The organism is Heliorestis convoluta (genome assembly GCF_009649955.1).
In the GTDB taxonomy this organism is placed as follows: Bacteria; Bacillota; Desulfitobacteriia; order Heliobacteriales; family Heliobacteriaceae; genus Heliorestis; species Heliorestis convoluta.
In genome coordinates this window covers 2,711,144-2,727,885 of the sequence record NZ_CP045875.1, presented here as the reverse complement: position 1 = coordinate 2,727,885, position 16,742 = coordinate 2,711,144, and the positions used below count along the sequence as shown (strand labels likewise).

The window sequence follows — 16,742 nt, the reverse complement described above, 5'->3', positions numbered from 1 at the left end:
CATCACGCTTTCCGCAGCGGGACTTGGGACCTCAGCTGTCGCCAGCTTGCTGGCGGTAACAGCGTGGGACCAGTCCAGAGCGGAGGAAAGCGTGATGCCCAGTCCCCTCTACAAGGTTACTCTATCGTCCGTGCCATGGCGAGTTAGTATAGAGAAATCAAAACCCTCGGATTCAGTGACCGAGGGTTTTTTCAATAGAGAGCAGTAATTGCTTGGAATCGGATTACAAGCTAAAATATATAATATAAAAACAAAAAGCGGTTAGTGCTTTTCGGAAACAATGGTATTATAATGAAAAACAACCAGAGAAAGTTTCAAAGGAGTTTTTTCATGAGAAGTACTTTGCAGAAAAAGATTATTACACTGACCCTTGGAACGGTGATTGCTCTTTTTAGCTTGGTCATTGGAGTCACTACATACATGAATCAGCAACAGGCTTTAGAGCAGGCTGCTCAAATAACTCTGCATGTGTCCCACGAATACGCCAACGAGATCAAAAATATTTTAAATGGCGCCATGGATGGTGCACGAATATTGGCGCAGTCCATAGAAGGAATGCAAGAAAAAGGACAGGTACATCGAGACGTGGTAGATACCATGCTTGCCAACGTACTTCGATACAATGAAGAATTCCTGGCGGTCTGGACTTGTTGGGAACCTAATGCTTTTGATGGGAAAGATAGTGACTTTGTCAATCAGCCTGATCACGATCAGACAGGGCGATTTATTCCCTATTGGCACCGCAGTAATGATGTAATCATTCGTGATATATTGCAAGGCTATGATCAGCCTGGAATCGGTGACTATTATCTTTTACCGCTAGAGAAGGGACAAGAAGTTATACTGGAGCCTTACAGCTATTCCATTATGGGACAAGATGTTATGATGACTTCTCTCATTGTTCCTGTGAAAAAGGAAGGCCAAACTGTTGGTGTTGTCGGTGTAGATGTCACACTCGATCAAATAAATGAAATTAATAATGATATGGTCCTCTACGAAAGTGGTTTTGGTCGCTTGCTATCCCATGAAGGAATCATTGCGGCTCACCCGCATAGTGAGAGAATTGGAGAGCTTGCTGGAGAACTAACACTGGATAGCGATGGAGAGATTTTGGAAAAAATTCAAAGTGGACAAATTTTTATTAACCAATCCTATTCCCAGGTCATGGACCAAGTCGTTTCACGGACCTATGTTCCGATTATAATAGGAGAAACAGAAAGTCCTTGGAGCTATGGCACCGTCGTTCATCACTCAGAAATTACAGCACCCATTCAAAAGACCATGTTGATTACAATCGGTATTGCCCTAGCAGGCATAATCGTAATTGCTTTGGTGATTGCCTTTTCTGTCTCTAGAATCACAGGCAAAATTAATGCAACAAAAGAACACTTGGCCCGCATTGCTGCTGGTGATTTTTCACAAAGCTTGCCGCCGGAACAGTTGGCTCTGACCGATGAATTGGGAGATATGGCAAGAGCCCTTGATCAGATGCAAAATAAGTTGCGTCATAGCTGGCAAAAAATCGGGACTGCCGCTAGTGAATTGGCCGCTTCAAGTGAGCAACTGTCAGCGACCACCGAAACAGCAGCACAGGATATGGAAGAAGTGGCTTCTTCAACAAGACGCATTGCGCTTGGAACAGAAAGTGCTTCAGCTGCCACGGAGCAAATTACGGCTTCTAGTGAAGAGATGGCTTCTTTTTTAACCCATTTAAGTACGGAGGCAGAAGGTGGGCAAAAAGAAGCTGAAAAGATTGGAAAAGCAGCCTTAGAGTTAGAAAAGCGTACCCTAAAATCAAAAAAAGAAGCAGAAAAAATCTATGAAGAAATTGAACCGATTCTAGTACGTTCGATTGAAGAAGCCAAAGTAGTCCAGCAAATCTCTGTGCTTGTAGAAACGATCCATCAAATTGCAGACCAAACAAATCTTCTCGCGCTGAATGCAGCCATTGAAGCAGCCCAAGCAGGTGACAATGGTCGAGGCTTTGCTGTAGTGGCAGAAGAAGTGCGTAAGCTAGCGGCAAACTCCTCCGAGGCAGTTGTCGATATTCGAAAAGTAATTGGCCAAGTTCAACAAGCTATGAATGAACTCGTGGAAAGTTCCAATCGTATGCTTCGATTTGTAAATCAACAAGTCATGGGAGACTATCAAGACTTTGCTACTGTCAGCCGCAAGTATAAAGGGGATGCAGACCAATTTCTCGCTATGGCCAAGCAATTTAATGAAATGACAGGACAAGTACAACAAGCAGTTGTAGAAGTGACAGGCGCCATCGAATCGGTGGCAGGAACCATTTCTGAAGTCAATACAAGTATGAATGACATTGATCAGCGCAGTCAACGCACCAGCCATGGCTTAACAGAAATAAACGATGCAGCCGAAAAACTAACCCATTTAGGCAATGAGTTAGAAAATCAAGTGGGCCAGTTTACGGTCAGCTAGAACCAGTCACGACAATATTTTGTTGAAACCATTCCATTGTCTTTAACCACTGAAAAAAGCGATATTTATAGAAAAAGAAAAACCGCCTTGGCTCACCAAAAGCCACTGCGGTTTTTTTACGTCCCCTTGTATCTTATTGGCAATTTTAGTAAAATGGAAAAAACGAAGGTTCCAAGGACGCCGTAGGAATGATTATTGGAGTGATAGCATATGGCCTTCCTAGAAATAGACAAGAAAAAGAAGCGCCTCGATGAAAAGCGACCTTTGCCGCCTCATACAGCAAAATCTTTACGAGATCATGTCCTCTTAGAATGGACCTACAATTCGAACGCCATTGAAGGGAACACCCTAACCTTAACGGAAACAAAAGTTGTTCTCGAGGGTATTACCATTGGTGGCAAGTCGATGAAAGAGCACCTAGAAGTTATTAACCACAAAGAAGCCATTTTGTATTTAGAAAGCATTGTGGCACAAAAACAAGACCTGAGCGAGTGGGATATCAAGAATTTACATCGACTTGTACTCAAGTCTATTGATGATAGCAATGCTGGAATCTATCGAAGAGAAAATGTTTTGATTAGTGGAGCAAAGCATAGACCACCTCAACATATACTTGTGCCTGAGCAAATGGAATGGCTGATTCAGCAATACAGACAGGATTGGAGAACCTATCATACCATTGAAAGAGCGGCACTGCTACACGGTGAATTTGTAAAAATACACCCTTTTGTCGATGGTAATGGCCGAACAGCTCGACTATTACTTAACTTTGAATTAATGAAGCAGGGGTATCCACCCGTAGTAATTCCAAAGACAGCCCGTACGCATTACTACGATGGACTAGACTACGGCCATATAACGAAAGATTATGGTCCATTTATAGAACTTGTAGCGACTTTTGTAGAACAAAGCTTAGGCTTATGGTTACAAATGGTTGACGAATAGACTGCAAAGAAAAAAGCAACCGACCGCTTTTGTTGATGAGCGGAGCTACACTTTGAACTTAGGCACCAATTGCTGCAGTTCTTCCGACATCGCAGCTAAGCTTTTCGCTGCTTTTTTTATTTCTCCTATATTGCTAACTTGATCTTCTGAAGAAGTAGCAATTTTCTGCGTAGAAGAAGAAAAGTCTTTAGCAATGTTCTCAAAACTTGTAACATAATTCTTTACTTCATCAGAACGAGAGGAAATCGCTTTGGTAAAGCTCGTTAATTCTTCAATTTGACGGGCTACTTTTTGGATTGAACCTAGAATGGTGTCAAAGACTTGATGCAGTTCTTCAACTTTCGTTAATCCTTTTTCTACTTGCACTTTGCTTTTATCCATAGAATAAACAGCCTGTGCCGTATTGCTTTGAATCTTTTCGATCAATTGTCCGATTTGATTGGCAGCATCTAAAGTTTGCATCGATAGCTTACGAATTTCCTCTGCTACAACAGCAAAGCCTCTGCCTTTTTCACCAGCTCGAGCAGCCTCGATGGCTGCATTCAGGGCGAGTAAGTTCGTCTGATCAGAAATGGTAGAGATAATCTGAAGAATAGAGCCAATTTGCTCTGAATCCTTTTGCAAGGTCTGGATCACTTTTTCCATACCTGTTGTGTCTTCTTGAATTTGATAAAACTGCTTAATTGTGGTGTCGATAGCTTTGCTTCCTGTATTGGCTTTTTCGATCATTTCTTGTGATGTTTCTGCCATGCTGCTAGAAGTTAGAGAAGCCTGCTCGATGCCACTTGCCATTTCTGCTATGACACGAGCGCTTTCTTCGGTGCTATGTAACTGTTTCTCGGCACCAGAGGCAACTTCTTGAATCATAACAGCGACTTGAGAAGCAGCATCGTTCGTTTCATCGGCACTCGAGGACAACTTTTCGGAGGCTGCGCCCAACCGTTGACTGGCATCCATAATCTGAAGAAAAATAGCACGAATCGATTGCTGCATGCTATGAAGAGCTCGGGACATTTCTCCAATTTCATCTTTATTATTTATATAATCATCGGGAACATCGATGCTGAAATCGCCATCAGCTATGACTTTGCTATGAAGGGTCGTAGCTTCTAAACCGTTGGTAATCACTTTCCCTAGGTAAAGGGCTGCAATGATGCCATAGAGGGGAAATAAAACCAAGATGCTCATCACAATCGTCTGAATTTCGCCGAGTCCCTCAAGTTGTTTTTTCTTTTCTTCTTCAATGAGAATTCCTAGAATTTGATCTTGCCATAGCACAGTCCCCATTGTACCGTAGACCTCTTCGCCCAGGGCATTTCTATAAGACAAAGAGGCTTGAAAAGAAAGGTCTTTATGAGCCAGTGCTGATTGTAGGATCTGAAGAATCTCGGGAGGGAGTTGGAGCGATATCTTTTGAGCGGAATCGAGGCTATCAACTGTCGTTAGGAAGACTGGACTCGCCTTTTCTCTGTACCCAAGTAAGGCTCCCTTATTATTGGTTATGTAGACAGAACTGTCGATAAATTGCTCTTCACTCCATGGCTGGAGTGCTTTATCTATGGATAAGAGACCTACACGCTCTTTTACCAGAGTCAATTGTAAAGATTGGTTGGCAAAGGTTTTTTCGTGAAGATGCTCCTTTGCTTTCTCATAGGTAAGCCACCCCATAGCAAGGAGTGGTAAAATGGTTGTTACCACAAAAATTACGATCAACTTATTTCGTATTCTTATATTCTTCATTCTCTTTTCCAATCCCCTCTATCTCAACTTAATAGATCCATCCAATTCTATTTCAACGTTGGTTTTTTCTATTTTTCCGTATTCTTAGATAAGAAGAGGCAAAAGGGCTTTTCCAATATGATGAATGAGGCCTCCTACGAAGAATGCAACAACAATGGTGGAAAGGCTAACAGCCAAAGCCAGTTTCAAGCGAAATTCCTTTGTTAAGACAGCAAAGGCAGAAAGGCAAGGAAGGTAAAAAAGCGCAACCACCGATCCCACCACCATTTGTAAAGTCGTTAAATTCATCTCAAGTAGTGGTAGTACAGCAATTTCTCTTCGAATAACCCCCAGGATCAGTGCAATGCTCGCCTCTTGAGGCAGACCTAGCCAAGTTACGACGAGCGGTTGGAGGAAAATGCCGAGAGCATTCAATAGCCCTGTTTCTACGAGTAAAGCTGCTACGCCAATGGCTAAAATCATCGGTATCTCCGCTTCTATCATAAAAGATTTGGTTCGAAGATAGATTTTCTTCATTAACGCTTGTTCATTAGGAAGAAGTAGATGAGGAATTTCTACAAGCAGTGGATCTGACTTGCCAGATATACTTTTATTTAAGAGCATGCCGCTAAACAAAATGGCAAGAAAAGAAAGTAAATAGACAAAGATCAGTGCCATGGCAGAATGTTCACCGAGTAAAGCAATAAAAGCACCTGTCTGAGCGATGCAAGGTACAGCAAGAGAAACAATCGTCGCTAGGATAACTCGTTCTCTATAAGTAGTCGCAGCGCGAGAGCCTAAAATAGCTGGAATGGCGCAACCGTAGCCCATGATAAAAGGTACAATATTGCTCCCCTGAATCCCTATTCGTCGAAGTAAACCGTCAACAAGAACACCAAGATGAGGCAAATAACCTGTATCTTCTAATACCGATAAGACGATATAAAAAAGAAAAACATAAGGCAATATTAAAGCAAAAGGCCATTCAATCCCTTTAACGAGCATCCCATATTCGCCGACAAGCACGTTGAGCCAGATGCCTTCAGCCATAAATTGAGACATAAATTGGGTGATCCAAGGGATATAAAGATCGTTAACTAGAGGAAGCAAGATCAAGCTGCGCAGTGCTTTTCCTCCACCGACAACAAAAGCCACTGAAAGACATAACACGATCAAAGCAATCAACGTACCGGGCAACAATTGCAGACTGAGCATGCTAAGGCGATCAAGAAAAGAGCTTTGTCGCGGTTCCGTAACTTTCTGAACTTGCTGGCTCACTCGATTGGCTTCAGACCAATATTCTTCTACACTCTTTGGTCTATGAGAAGGCGCTACCTTCTTCTTTTTGCTGGAAACTTCATGAAGCTTCTGTAGGATCTCCTTCAACCCAATATGCCGAACGGCTATCGTTGATATCACAGGAGCACCGAGTTCTTTTTCCAGCCTATTAATATCAATTTGTATCCCTTTGGCCTTGGCCACATCCAGCAAGTTCAAGGCAAAGACAACAGGGATGCCATAACCCAAGATCTGATAAGCAAAGGGCAAGTTCTTCTCCAACCCTGTGGCATCGAGGACAAAAAGGATGGCATCTACTTCACGGGCTTCTAACACTTTGACAGCCACTTCTTCTGCCGGTGATGAAGCTTCTAAAGAATAGATGCCTGGGAGATCGACGAGTGAACTTTTCGTACCTTGATAGTGAATCGTACCTTCTGTCATACTCACGGTTGTACCTGCATAATTAGAGGCCATCACATTCTTTCCAGTGAGCTTAGAGAAAATAACACTTTTTCCTACATTCGGATTGCCCACAAGAAGAAACTTACGTTCTCCAGAAGTAGACTCTTCAGAAGAACCATCTAAATCATGACAACTCATAATTCACCTCTTCAAACTTTAATAAAACATTAAACTGAAATACATTATCAATGATATTATATCTCGATCCCAAGAATGTCAAGTCTTGGATTGATGATTTTCACTGAAAAAAGCGATATTTGTAGAAAAAGAAAAACCGCCTTGGCTAAAAAGCCACTGCGGTTTTTTTACTGTGTTCCCACCACAAAATCATGCATCTACGTCTTAAAGCGCTGAATAACCCCTTGCAATGCCTGCGCCAACTGTGCCAAAGAATCACTGGCCCGAGCAATTTCATGCATAGAAGCTGACTGCTCTTCCGTTGCAGCAGAAGCCTCTTCCGCGGCCGCAGCATTTTCTCCTGCAATATCAGAAAGCCGGCCTATGATAGCCATAATCTCTTCTTTTTTTCTTTCCATTTCTTGCCCTGACTGATTTAGCGCATTAATACGACCTTTCGTCTGCTCCATCGCAGTAGCAATATCCTGGAAAGTCTGTTCTGTACGATTTACTTGTTGACTCTGGGCGGTCACCACTTTAGATACAGAGCCCATGATCTCGACAGCTTTTTGCGATTCACTTTGTAACGCTTGCAGCACAGTTTCAATATCTTTGGAGAACTGCGTAGACTGTTCTGCCAGCTTCCGTATTTCTTCAGCAACAACAGCAAAGCCTCGACCGGCTTCGCCCGCGCGGGCTGATTCAATGGCGGCATTTAAAGCGAGAAGATTCGTTTGCGCGGCAATGCTTTCAATCATTTTACTAGAGGCAGCAATTTTTTGAGCATTGTCGTTGTTTGACGCAATCACCTGAGAAACGTGGTCGGCTGCTTGTGCACTTTCTTCTGTTTTGCGCAAAAGGTGTTGCAATGTCTGATAGCCATCCTTTTGCAACTGTAGCACCTTATCAGCAGCGCAGTTTACATCTTCTAAGTCAGACTGATTCCGTTCAATCATCGTAGAAAACTCCATCATCTTCTCAGTGCCTTGGCTTGTATCATCAGCTTGCTTGGTAGCACCACTGGCCACATCACCAACGGCTCTGGCGACTTCATCGGCCGAACTGGAAGCCTGCTCCGAAGTGGCGGTTAACTCTTCTGAAGTAGCCGCCATTAGCTGAGAAGCTTGTCCAAGCTCTTTCACCATGGTCCGTAAATTGTTCATAATAAGCTGAAAAGACTGCGCAAGCCTCCCAACTTCATCTTGTCGCTGTAAATACTCTGCAGGAATGTCGTTCTTCAGATTAAGCTGGGCTAGATCTTCTGCTTGCTTCGTTACTTCTATAATTGGCTTGGCAAAGTTATTGCCAAAAAACGTGCCAATAGCCGCACCAGCCAGCATAACAAAACCTGTTGCTCCAGCAATTACGAGCACAAGCTGCCGTAAACCAGACAAGTACTCCTCTGTCGTAGAGGCAACGGCGAGAGACCACCCCGTACCTTCAATGGGCCCATAAGCTACAACTCTTTCAGCCCCATCGAAAAAATAATAGGCAACTCCGCTTTCGCCTTGAATCATATGATTTTCCATGATTGCTGCCAATTCTCTCAATTCAGGTTGCGTCTGGGCCTCTTCAATGGGATTAAACGTTTCTAGAACGAGCGCTTCGTTGGGATGGGCAATAAATGTGCCTTTTTCATTAATTATGTAAGCATAACCACCTCGACCAATGGTAATGCCACCAGCAAGGGTACTTAAGCCTGTACCATCTCGTGTGCCGAAGAAAACGCCTGCAACTTGATCATCTCGAAAGACGGGAACAGCAAAAACAATCACAGGCTGACCGGTTACGCGACTGATAATGACATCAGAAACCGCAGGCTTTCCTGCTAGAGCTTGATGAAAATAAGGTCGATCGCGCACATCAGGCCATGCTTCTTCAATAGTAAACTGACGAGCCATTCCAGAAGGATCGGCTAGGTAAAAATCTTGATAGCCCATTCTTTGGGCTTCATTTTGTAAAATCCTTACTTTTTCTTCCCAAGATGTATCGTCAGTTACAATCCTTCGCTCTGCAAGCGCTTCTAGGAATATCAATTGTCTGCTGAGCTGACTGTTGACCAACTTGCTACCTTCCCTTGCAAAAGCGTCCATTGCATCTTCAATTTCTGTGAGGATAGCCTTTTTTGCATAGAAGTAGGAAGTCGTCCCGATGGCTGTCGTTACGGCGATAATTACAACAAGAAAAGAAAGTATAAACTTGCCCTTGATGCCCTGGAACATAGTGTACTCACTCCTTACGTATCCCTTTCTAACTATAAAATGATGCATGGAGTGCTGAAAAATAGATTGATGTTTGTTGCTGTTAATCTTATTCATTATAACATAAATAAGATTTAAATAACGCACATCCTGTCGTAGAAGCATAGAAGATACAAGATCACAGTAAAACCTTTCCGCTATCATAAAAAATCTACATTACAACTTGTTTTAAGGGACGAGACTATGAGAAAATAACGAGGTTAAAAGGATATACTGTCGAATCTCTTGTTTATAGCAGGAAAATAGCTACCTTGTGGTGGGGTCAGGCGTTATGAATTCCTTCCGAACGGACTCATCCCACGCCATGAGCGGCAGCAAGCTGCCGATGGCTGAGGTCTGAAGTCCTCTCTCCAGGAAGTCATAACGCCTGCCCCAGGTACATCTTGCTGGTTGAGACTGGGTTTGGGCCTATTGCAAATACAATAGACAGTTGCGTATACATAGCAGAAAGTTGCCCAAAGCAATGTCAATGGGAGTAACAATCAGTAAAAACTCTCTGGGCCTGGGCATCACGCTTTCCGGAGCGGGACTTGGGACCTCAGCTGTCGCCAGCTTGCTGGCGGTAACAGCGTGGGACCAGTCCAGAGCGGAGGAAAGCGTGATGACCTGGCCCCTCTATGAAGTACCCCCAACGTAATCAGGAAAAGCTTTTTTTCATCACTGGTTGTGCCCGACCGGGCATGGGGGAATGAAAAATTACATGGCCCTTTTTTCTAAGGCCACTTTTATATGGAGGCGCTATACAATGCAGTCGCTGTTAACACTAACGACACAACAACGAGCGAATGTGGAGGCCTATCTTGAATCGCTTCATCCGGAGGACTATGAAGAGGGATGGCGCCTTTATCAAGAAGGCTATGTAGTTAACCTTCTAGGCCAGGGCAACAAAGTCATTGCCCAAGTGAAAGGCCTTACAGGTGGAATTCATATAACAACCGTATATCTCAATCGCCCCTATGAAAATCATTGCACGTGCTCACTCTATGCGGATTGTTGTGAACACGAGGCAGCCGCTTTGCATGCTCTTGCTGAGAGAAGAGCGTCACGAGGAAGCGCAAAAGGCGAAAATAAAGGAACAAAACCTCGTGATATAACGAGCAAAAGCCCCGTGACGAGCTGGGAGCTCCTCTATCAGCTTTACTATGAAGATACCTACGGCCTTTCGGCGGAAAGCTATGTTAGAACCCTGATCCACAGTGGTTATCAAAATTTTGGTAAAAAGGTGGAAAAGCATAGCAAAGATTGGCCGGTCAAACGTCAGACCCTTTTCCAACTGGCAGCCATTTTATTTTTCATGAAAGCATGGGAAAAAGTGGTTAGCGACGATCCTCGATTAAAAATGTATGGCTACCTACAAGATCTGCCAGCGCTTTTCTTAGAAAGAGCCAGCAAGCTTGAAAAAAGCACTTGGGCTGATGAGGAAGAAGGAGAAGAAGTTTTCCTAGATTCCCTACGCAGCTTGACCCTGGAATTTGGCAATGAAGGCTATTATCCCTGGCTCGATCTATATCGCCTTTTCTTAGCCCACTTTCTACGGGATACGGAGCAAGAAGAAAGGGAAAGGGAGCAAATCTTAGAGCAGGTTGAAAAAAGCAAAGGTCAGCAGTATCATCGATTGAATGCACTGGTGGCTCATTTTTCCATTGTTTGGCGCGAAGATGAAGAAGCCCAAGAGGTACTCGAGCAGTCAAAGATTCAAAATCTATCTTGGTTTATGGAAACATTGCAGATCTACATCCATGGCTTTGTCAAAGGGAAGCAGTGGGAGCGACTCTTAGCCTGGCTTCGTTGGTTAGAAAAAACAGTGGCTTGCAATAACAGGCAATCGGTAGAGCAGAGTCCAATGGTCCAAGAATATTATGAATTGTGGCTAAGGGTAGCGAAAGAGATGGAAGTAGAAGAAGAGATGATGGCCCTGCTGCGAAGCGGTATGCCTAGAAGCGCTTCTATCTATGAGCGAGTCTTGCGAGAGAAAAAAGAGCATCGACGCTGGATGGAACTACGACTTGTCCATTCTTTCTACTCTTCAGAATCCTTATATTATATAAAGGTTCTTGAAAGAGAAGATCCTGCCATCCTTTTGCCCTATTATCATCAAAAAGTTATACATATCATAGCGCAAAAAAATCGTCCTGCTTATAAAGAAGCGACTCGCATGCTCAAGAAAATGCGTACACTTTATCGAAAGCTGAAAAAGATGGATCGCTGGGAAGTTTATTTCGCCCAACTGCTACAGACCCATTTTCGTTTACGAGCCTTTCAAGAGGAGTTGCGCAAAGGAAAGTTGATATCATGATCGATCTACATTGTAAAATATATCTGCATATTGAATGGATGGAAAAAGAGAGCTTCTTTTTTGTCAATGCCAACAGCACAACTTCCATACACAACCAATCAGAAAAGGGCGCTGAGGCACTAAAGTTTGCCCTTTTTACCTGGCATGAACGATCTTTTTATGGTACTTTTGTCCCTCTTATGAAGCAGGATCAACGATGGGGCTTGCAAGTATCTCCCTTGACAATGCTAGAACTATTGCTATATCAACCGTGGATGCAAGATCTTGCTTGGTCTTGGTCAGAAGACACACTGACGCTAACGGTCGCTGCGCCAATGATTGCCTCTGCTTTAGAGAAAGGCTTATGGCTTCCTGACTACAAAGCCTGGGAGGAAGGTCGTCGACGCTGGCGTTTGCAAGAAGAAGCTTTTTCTTTCGTTAAAGAAGCCCTTCATTCTCTCGGGAAGGGCATTGCCTCTTGCGATCAAATGGAAGCATGGATCCATGGCATTCTGGAAGAACTTCTGGCCAATGATCCTTCTGTTGGCGAGACTTGGCGATGTCTTACGGAAAAATACACTGCCTTACAAGGTAGCGAATCTTTGCAAAGAGCCAGTAAGCCAAGAAAGGGTAAAGTAGAGAAAAAGGGTGACCAAACTGCTGCACAAACTGCTGCACAAACTGCTGCAACCGCCCTATCTTCTGCAGGATCGATTGTCGATGAAAAAGACTGGTTAGAACTGATTGGCTGGCTTCAGAATGCAGCGCCTTTTCGCCCTCTTTTGCAATTGGATGAGCCGAATCTCGATGGAGGCATGCTACCAGGAGAAGGCCCTTACCCTCTTGAAGATCAGTGGCCGCTGCGCTTTTTCTTACAGTCAAAAGACGATGAAAAAGTAGTTTACAACAAAGAGCATATTCTTAAAGCAGCTTTGCCGCCTCATTGGATGGAACAGCTTGGCCAACTCGATCGGGATTTACAGAAGCTTCATCGTTTGGTCCCGGATCTTTTTCATCAGCAAGAAGATTCATCTCCACCAATCATGAAAGATTGGCTTACGGAAGAAGAAGCTTGGACTTTTTTAACGGACCATAGCCTGCGATTGGCTGGGGCTGGATTTTCTGTGATGTTACCAAAATGGTGGGAAGAGTTGGCCCAGCAAAAGGCACGACTTCATGTACATGCTACGACTTCTGTAGGGGGAACGGGTGAGACCTTTTTCGGTCTCCAACAAATTGTGCAATTCGACTGGAAAGTGGCCATTGGAGATTTGGAGCTAGAAGAAAAAGATTTTGTCCGCTTAGCCCGAGAAGGTCGACGGCTCGTTCGTTTGCGCGATCGTTGGATTCGCCTAGACCCTGCTCTAGCGCAAAAGATTTTAGAGAAAATGCAGAAAAAAGAAAAAGGCTTTACCTTTGGTGAAGCCCTGCAGCTTTACTTTGGCGCTTTGCCACCGTCTTGGAAAATCGATCTGGACGGGCAAGATAATACGTTGCCCTTGCCCGGAGAGGCTGGCAAATCTGATGAGGTGGAACGAAGGGCCCCTGGGCTTGCTGAGAACGATCAGAATGCCGGTGCCCTTGCTTCCACAGAAAACAACAGTTCCCTCACTGCGCAAGATTCTATTGATAGAGCGCAGAAGGAATCAGGCAAAAGCGAATCGATGGAGCTGACCCTTTTCTGGGACAAACCCATGCAAAAGCTGGTCAAAGACTTAACCAACGCCCAGCAGCTCCAACCGCTCGATCCACCCTCTACCTTTGAAGGTGCTTTGCGGACCTACCAAAAACTCGGCAGCGCCTGGCTTCTTTTTCTCCGCAAATTCGGTCTCGGGGGTTGTCTGGCCGACGATATGGGACTGGGTAAGACCATTCAATGGATTACCTACTTGCTCCATGTCAAAGAAAAAGAAGGGCCGACCCGCCCCTCCTTGCTCATCTGTCCCACTTCCGTACTCGGGAACTGGCAGAAAGAACTGGAGCGCTTTGCCCCTTCGTTAAAAGTATATCTACACTATGGCAGTCGTCGTGCCCGAGATGCAGCACTTTCAACAGCCCTTCAAGGCCAGGACTTGGTCATTACAACCTATACATTGGCGCAGATGGATGAAGAAGATCTCAAGAATCTAGAATGGGACTGCATCTGTCTCGATGAAGCGCAAAATATCAAAAATGCCTATGCCAAGCAATCCATGGCTGTGCGCGCTTTTCCCAGTCGGCACCGTGTCGCTTTAACAGGAACGCCAATGGAAAATCGCTTGACTGAATTGTGGTCGATTATGGACTTTCTTAACCCCGGCTATCTAGGCAACATTCGTGAGTTTGGCCGCCGCTTTGTTCAAGCAATTGAACGGGATCCGAAAGGGGAAGAGCTAGAGCAAATACAGCGCTTGATTCGTCCCTTTTTACTTCGCCGTGAGAAAAAAGATCAGACCATTGAGTTAGAACTGCCGGAAAAGCAAGAAAGCAAAGAATATTTGAATCTAACAGCAGAACAAGCAGCTCTTTATGAGACAGTCGTTCAAGAAGCCATGGAAAAAATCGAAGAAGCCCAGGGCATTGCGCGCAAAGGCATCGTTCTAGGCACCTTGACTCGACTCAAACAACTATGCAACCACCCCGCTTTGTTGCTCAAAGAAGGTGCAGAGGCTCCCCTTCGCCACCGTTCTAATAAAGTAGAGAGACTCTTAGAGATGGTTGAAGAAGTTTATCAAGAAGGCGATCGCTGTCTTATTTTTACCCAGTATGTAGAGACGGGGCGCTTGCTTGAGCGCGCCTTGCGAGCGCTTTTAGGCGAAGGCGTCCTCTTTTTACACGGTGGAACGCCACAAGCAAAGCGCGAGAAAATGATTGAACAGTTTCAACAAGTCGATGGGCCTTCAGAAGAAGCTTGTACGGCTCTGATTCTTTCCCTGAAAGCAGGAGGAAGCGGCTTGAATTTAACGGCAGCCAATCATGTCTTTCACTTTGACCGTTGGTGGAACCCTGCTGTAGAGAACCAAGCGACCGATCGGGCCTATCGAATTGGACAGACGCGGCGGGTGCAAGCTCATAAATTTATTACCCTCGGTACTTTGGAAGAACGCATTGACAATATGATTGAACGGAAGCAGTTTTTGAACAACCAGATTATTGGTGGCGGCGAACAATGGCTTACGGAATTGTCTACCAAAGAGTTGCGTGATGTGTTTGCGTTGCGTAGTCAGCTTGTGGAGTAGTTGGCAGAGGGAGGTATTATGGTAAAAAAACCGCAAGGTAAGGCGGAGCCTGTGAATGAAAAGGAAGTAAGGGGCCGTAAAAAGAGTGGTTCAAATAAAAAAAAGGCTCTTGAAGAAGCAGGCCCTAGTGTTTTCTATGAAGCGTTGCCTCTTCCGCCAGCTAAGATAGATCATATGGAGCCCCTGTGGCAAGATTTTTATAGGCACGTTCGACGGGCTCTTTCGTTGCCGTCTGCCCCCTTGACAAAAGGGGGAGAGAGCAGGTAAAGTGGCTCTAATTGTTAAAAAAAGAGAGGTTGGAGAAGCATGTCGGCCATTTTTTATGGGATCGGAGTAGGACCGGGTGATCCGGAGTTGTTAACCCATAAGGCGACGCGCATTCTAGGGCAGGTGGATGTGATTATTGCGCCGAAAAGTCGTGATGATCGAGCGAGCCTGGCTCTGCAGATTGTGCAAGCCTATCTAAGACCACAAGTAACTGTACATACTCTGCTCTTTCCGATGACCTATGAGCAAGAGACACTCGATGCGGCCTGGCAGGAGATTATCCAGACAATCACGAAAGCGCTGGATCAGGGCCAGTCGGTAGCCTTTATTACCCTTGGGGATCCCATGTTATACAGCACCTACATATATATGCACAAGCTTGTGCAAGCGCAAAATTATCCTACCGAAATCATACCGGGCATTCCTTCTTTCTGTGCCGCTGCCGCGCGAACAGGGCAACCGCTCGCTGAAGGCAAAGAGCATCTCACCATCGTTCCTGCAATTTCAGAAAGCGACGATCTAGACAGTCTTTTTGCCCAGGCCGACAACCTGGTTTTAATGAAGGTCTATAAAGAAAAGGATCAGATCATCGATAGACTGGAAAAGCATGGGCTCAAAGATCAAGCAACCTTAATCAGTCGCTGTGGCCTTGATGGAGAAATCATCGTCAACAACCTCGATGAGATTCGCTCTAAGCCCGTCAATTATCTGTCCTTGATTCTAGCTCGACGGAAGCCACAAAAATAACAGACCCTTTATGGTATCAACCAAAAAAGGAGAGAGTCACTGCCGTGAATGAAAAAGGGAAAAAAGCCATCCTCGTCGTTTCTTTCGGTACTTCCTATGCCGAGACACGGAAGGTAACGATTGAAGCCATTGAAAATAGAGTGCGTGAAGAATATCCTGACTGGGAAGTTCGACGCGCTTTTACCTCGAAAAAGATTATTAAAGTGCTTAAGGAGCGCGATCAATTACAAGTAGACACGGTACAGCAAGCCTTAGAGCGCCTGCAAGCAGAAGGCTACAACATGGTAGCCGTAACGTCTCTACATGTCATTCCAGGCATTGAATATGAAGAAGTAGAAGCTGTCATCAAGCAATTTCAAGACAAAAAAGCGTTCCAAGCAATCGGCTTAGGGCTTCCGCTTCTATATTCCATGGGACAAGAAGGCATGACCGATGACTTCACCAAAGCACTGGACGCGCTCGAAACACAGTTACCAAAGACAGAAGAAGGGGAAGCCCTTGTCCTGATGGGCCATGGCTCACCCCATCCTACCCATGCTTACTATATCGTCTTACAATATAAAGCAGAAAAAAGAGGCTTAAAAAACCTCTACTTCTATACGGTAGAAGGCGGTCCATCGCTAGAAGAAGTGCTAGCAGAACTCCAGCAAAAGGATATCACCAAAGCCACACTCATTCCTTTCATGCTCGTAGCAGGCGATCATGCTCATAACGACATGGCCGGTGACGAAGAAGACTCCGCCAAATCCCAGCTAGAAGCAGCAGGCATTGCCGTCCATGTGTACATGCGTGGTTTGGGGGAGAATAAAGCGTTTCAAGATATGTATATGGAGCGGCTACAAAATACTATCGAAGCGCTTATAGCCGAAGCTACCTAATAAAAGGGACGGTTCTGCTGAGTCCCCCCGACCTTCAAAACCTTCAAAAAAGAGGCCTCCACAAAAACTGTGGAAGCCTCTTTTTTATAACCATAGCGTAACCATAGCCAGGGCACTGTGTTCCCGAGTA

Annotated in this window: 9 protein-coding genes; 6 read left to right on the top strand and 3 right to left on the bottom strand. The window is 44.8% G+C overall.

Annotation, left to right across the window (positions count from 1 at the left end):
* Nucleotides 1-330 precede the first annotated feature (330 nt).
* Together FTV88_RS12965 and FTV88_RS12960 are read left to right on the top strand one after the other, a co-directional pair.
* Nucleotides 331-2,442 (top strand): methyl-accepting chemotaxis protein, encoded by a 2,112-nt coding sequence (locus tag FTV88_RS12965; RefSeq protein ID WP_162008050.1) that lies wholly within the window; start codon nucleotides 331-333, stop codon nucleotides 2,440-2,442.
* A gap of 210 nt (nucleotides 2,443-2,652) precedes the next feature.
* Entirely contained in the window at nucleotides 2,653-3,387 is a 735-nt protein-coding gene (locus tag FTV88_RS12960) for a Fic family protein (protein WP_153726001.1), read from the top strand.
* Between the two features lie 45 nt (nucleotides 3,388-3,432).
* Here the strand turns inward: FTV88_RS12960 and FTV88_RS12955 are convergent, their stop codons facing one another.
* The 3 genes from FTV88_RS12955 to FTV88_RS12945 form a co-directional block, all read right to left on the bottom strand.
* On the bottom strand, nucleotides 3,433-5,127 hold the full coding sequence (locus FTV88_RS12955; RefSeq protein ID WP_153726000.1) for a methyl-accepting chemotaxis protein: 1,695 nt from the start codon (nucleotides 5,125-5,127) through the stop codon (nucleotides 3,433-3,435).
* Nucleotides 5,128-5,211: 84 nt separating this feature from the next.
* A complete protein-coding gene (locus FTV88_RS12950) occupies nucleotides 5,212-6,987 on the bottom strand; it encodes a ferrous iron transporter B (RefSeq protein WP_153725999.1) in 1,776 nt (591 codons plus the stop codon).
* A gap of 197 nt (nucleotides 6,988-7,184) precedes the next feature.
* A complete protein-coding gene (locus tag FTV88_RS12945) occupies nucleotides 7,185-9,188 on the bottom strand; it encodes a methyl-accepting chemotaxis protein (RefSeq protein WP_162008049.1) in 2,004 nt (667 codons plus the stop codon).
* Between the two features lie 784 nt (nucleotides 9,189-9,972).
* On the opposite strand from FTV88_RS12945, the gene FTV88_RS12940 reads away from it, so the two are divergent.
* The 4 genes from FTV88_RS12940 (at nucleotide 9,973) to FTV88_RS12925 (ending at nucleotide 16,612) form a co-directional block, all read left to right on the top strand.
* Complete coding sequence (locus FTV88_RS12940) at nucleotides 9,973-11,523, top strand: hypothetical protein (RefSeq protein WP_153725997.1); 1,551 nt, start codon at nucleotides 9,973-9,975, stop codon at nucleotides 11,521-11,523.
* Complete coding sequence (locus FTV88_RS15930) at nucleotides 11,520-14,720, top strand: DEAD/DEAH box helicase (protein WP_243137163.1); 3,201 nt, start codon at nucleotides 11,520-11,522, stop codon at nucleotides 14,718-14,720. The genes FTV88_RS12940 and FTV88_RS15930 overlap by 4 nt, the downstream gene beginning before the upstream one ends.
* A gap of 306 nt (nucleotides 14,721-15,026) precedes the next feature.
* Entirely contained in the window at nucleotides 15,027-15,734 is a 708-nt protein-coding gene (gene cobI / locus FTV88_RS12930) for a precorrin-2 C(20)-methyltransferase (RefSeq protein WP_153725996.1), read from the top strand.
* Between the two features lie 44 nt (nucleotides 15,735-15,778).
* A complete protein-coding gene (locus tag FTV88_RS12925) occupies nucleotides 15,779-16,612 on the top strand; it encodes a sirohydrochlorin cobaltochelatase (RefSeq protein ID WP_153725995.1) in 834 nt (277 codons plus the stop codon).
* The last annotated feature ends 130 nt before the right edge of the window (nucleotides 16,613-16,742 follow it).

Excerpts from the sequence above, each read along its gene's own strand:
- FTV88_RS12965 (WP_162008050.1), top strand. The coding sequence starts at position 331 with ATGAGAAGTACTTTGCAGAAAAAGATTATTACACTGACCCTTGGAACG.
- FTV88_RS12960 (WP_153726001.1), top strand. The coding sequence starts at position 2,653 with ATGGCCTTCCTAGAAATAGACAAGAAAAAGAAGCGCCTCGATGAAAAG.
- FTV88_RS12955 (WP_153726000.1), bottom strand. The coding sequence starts at position 5,127 with ATGAAGAATATAAGAATACGAAATAAGTTGATCGTAATTTTTGTGGTA.
- FTV88_RS12950 (WP_153725999.1), bottom strand. The coding sequence starts at position 6,987 with ATGAGTTGTCATGATTTAGATGGTTCTTCTGAAGAGTCTACTTCTGGA.
- FTV88_RS12945 (WP_162008049.1), bottom strand. The coding sequence starts at position 9,188 with ATGTTCCAGGGCATCAAGGGCAAGTTTATACTTTCTTTTCTTGTTGTA.
- FTV88_RS12940 (WP_153725997.1), top strand. The coding sequence starts at position 9,973 with ATGCAGTCGCTGTTAACACTAACGACACAACAACGAGCGAATGTGGAG.
- FTV88_RS15930 (WP_243137163.1), top strand. The coding sequence starts at position 11,520 with ATGATCGATCTACATTGTAAAATATATCTGCATATTGAATGGATGGAA.
- cobI (WP_153725996.1), top strand. The coding sequence starts at position 15,027 with ATGTCGGCCATTTTTTATGGGATCGGAGTAGGACCGGGTGATCCGGAG.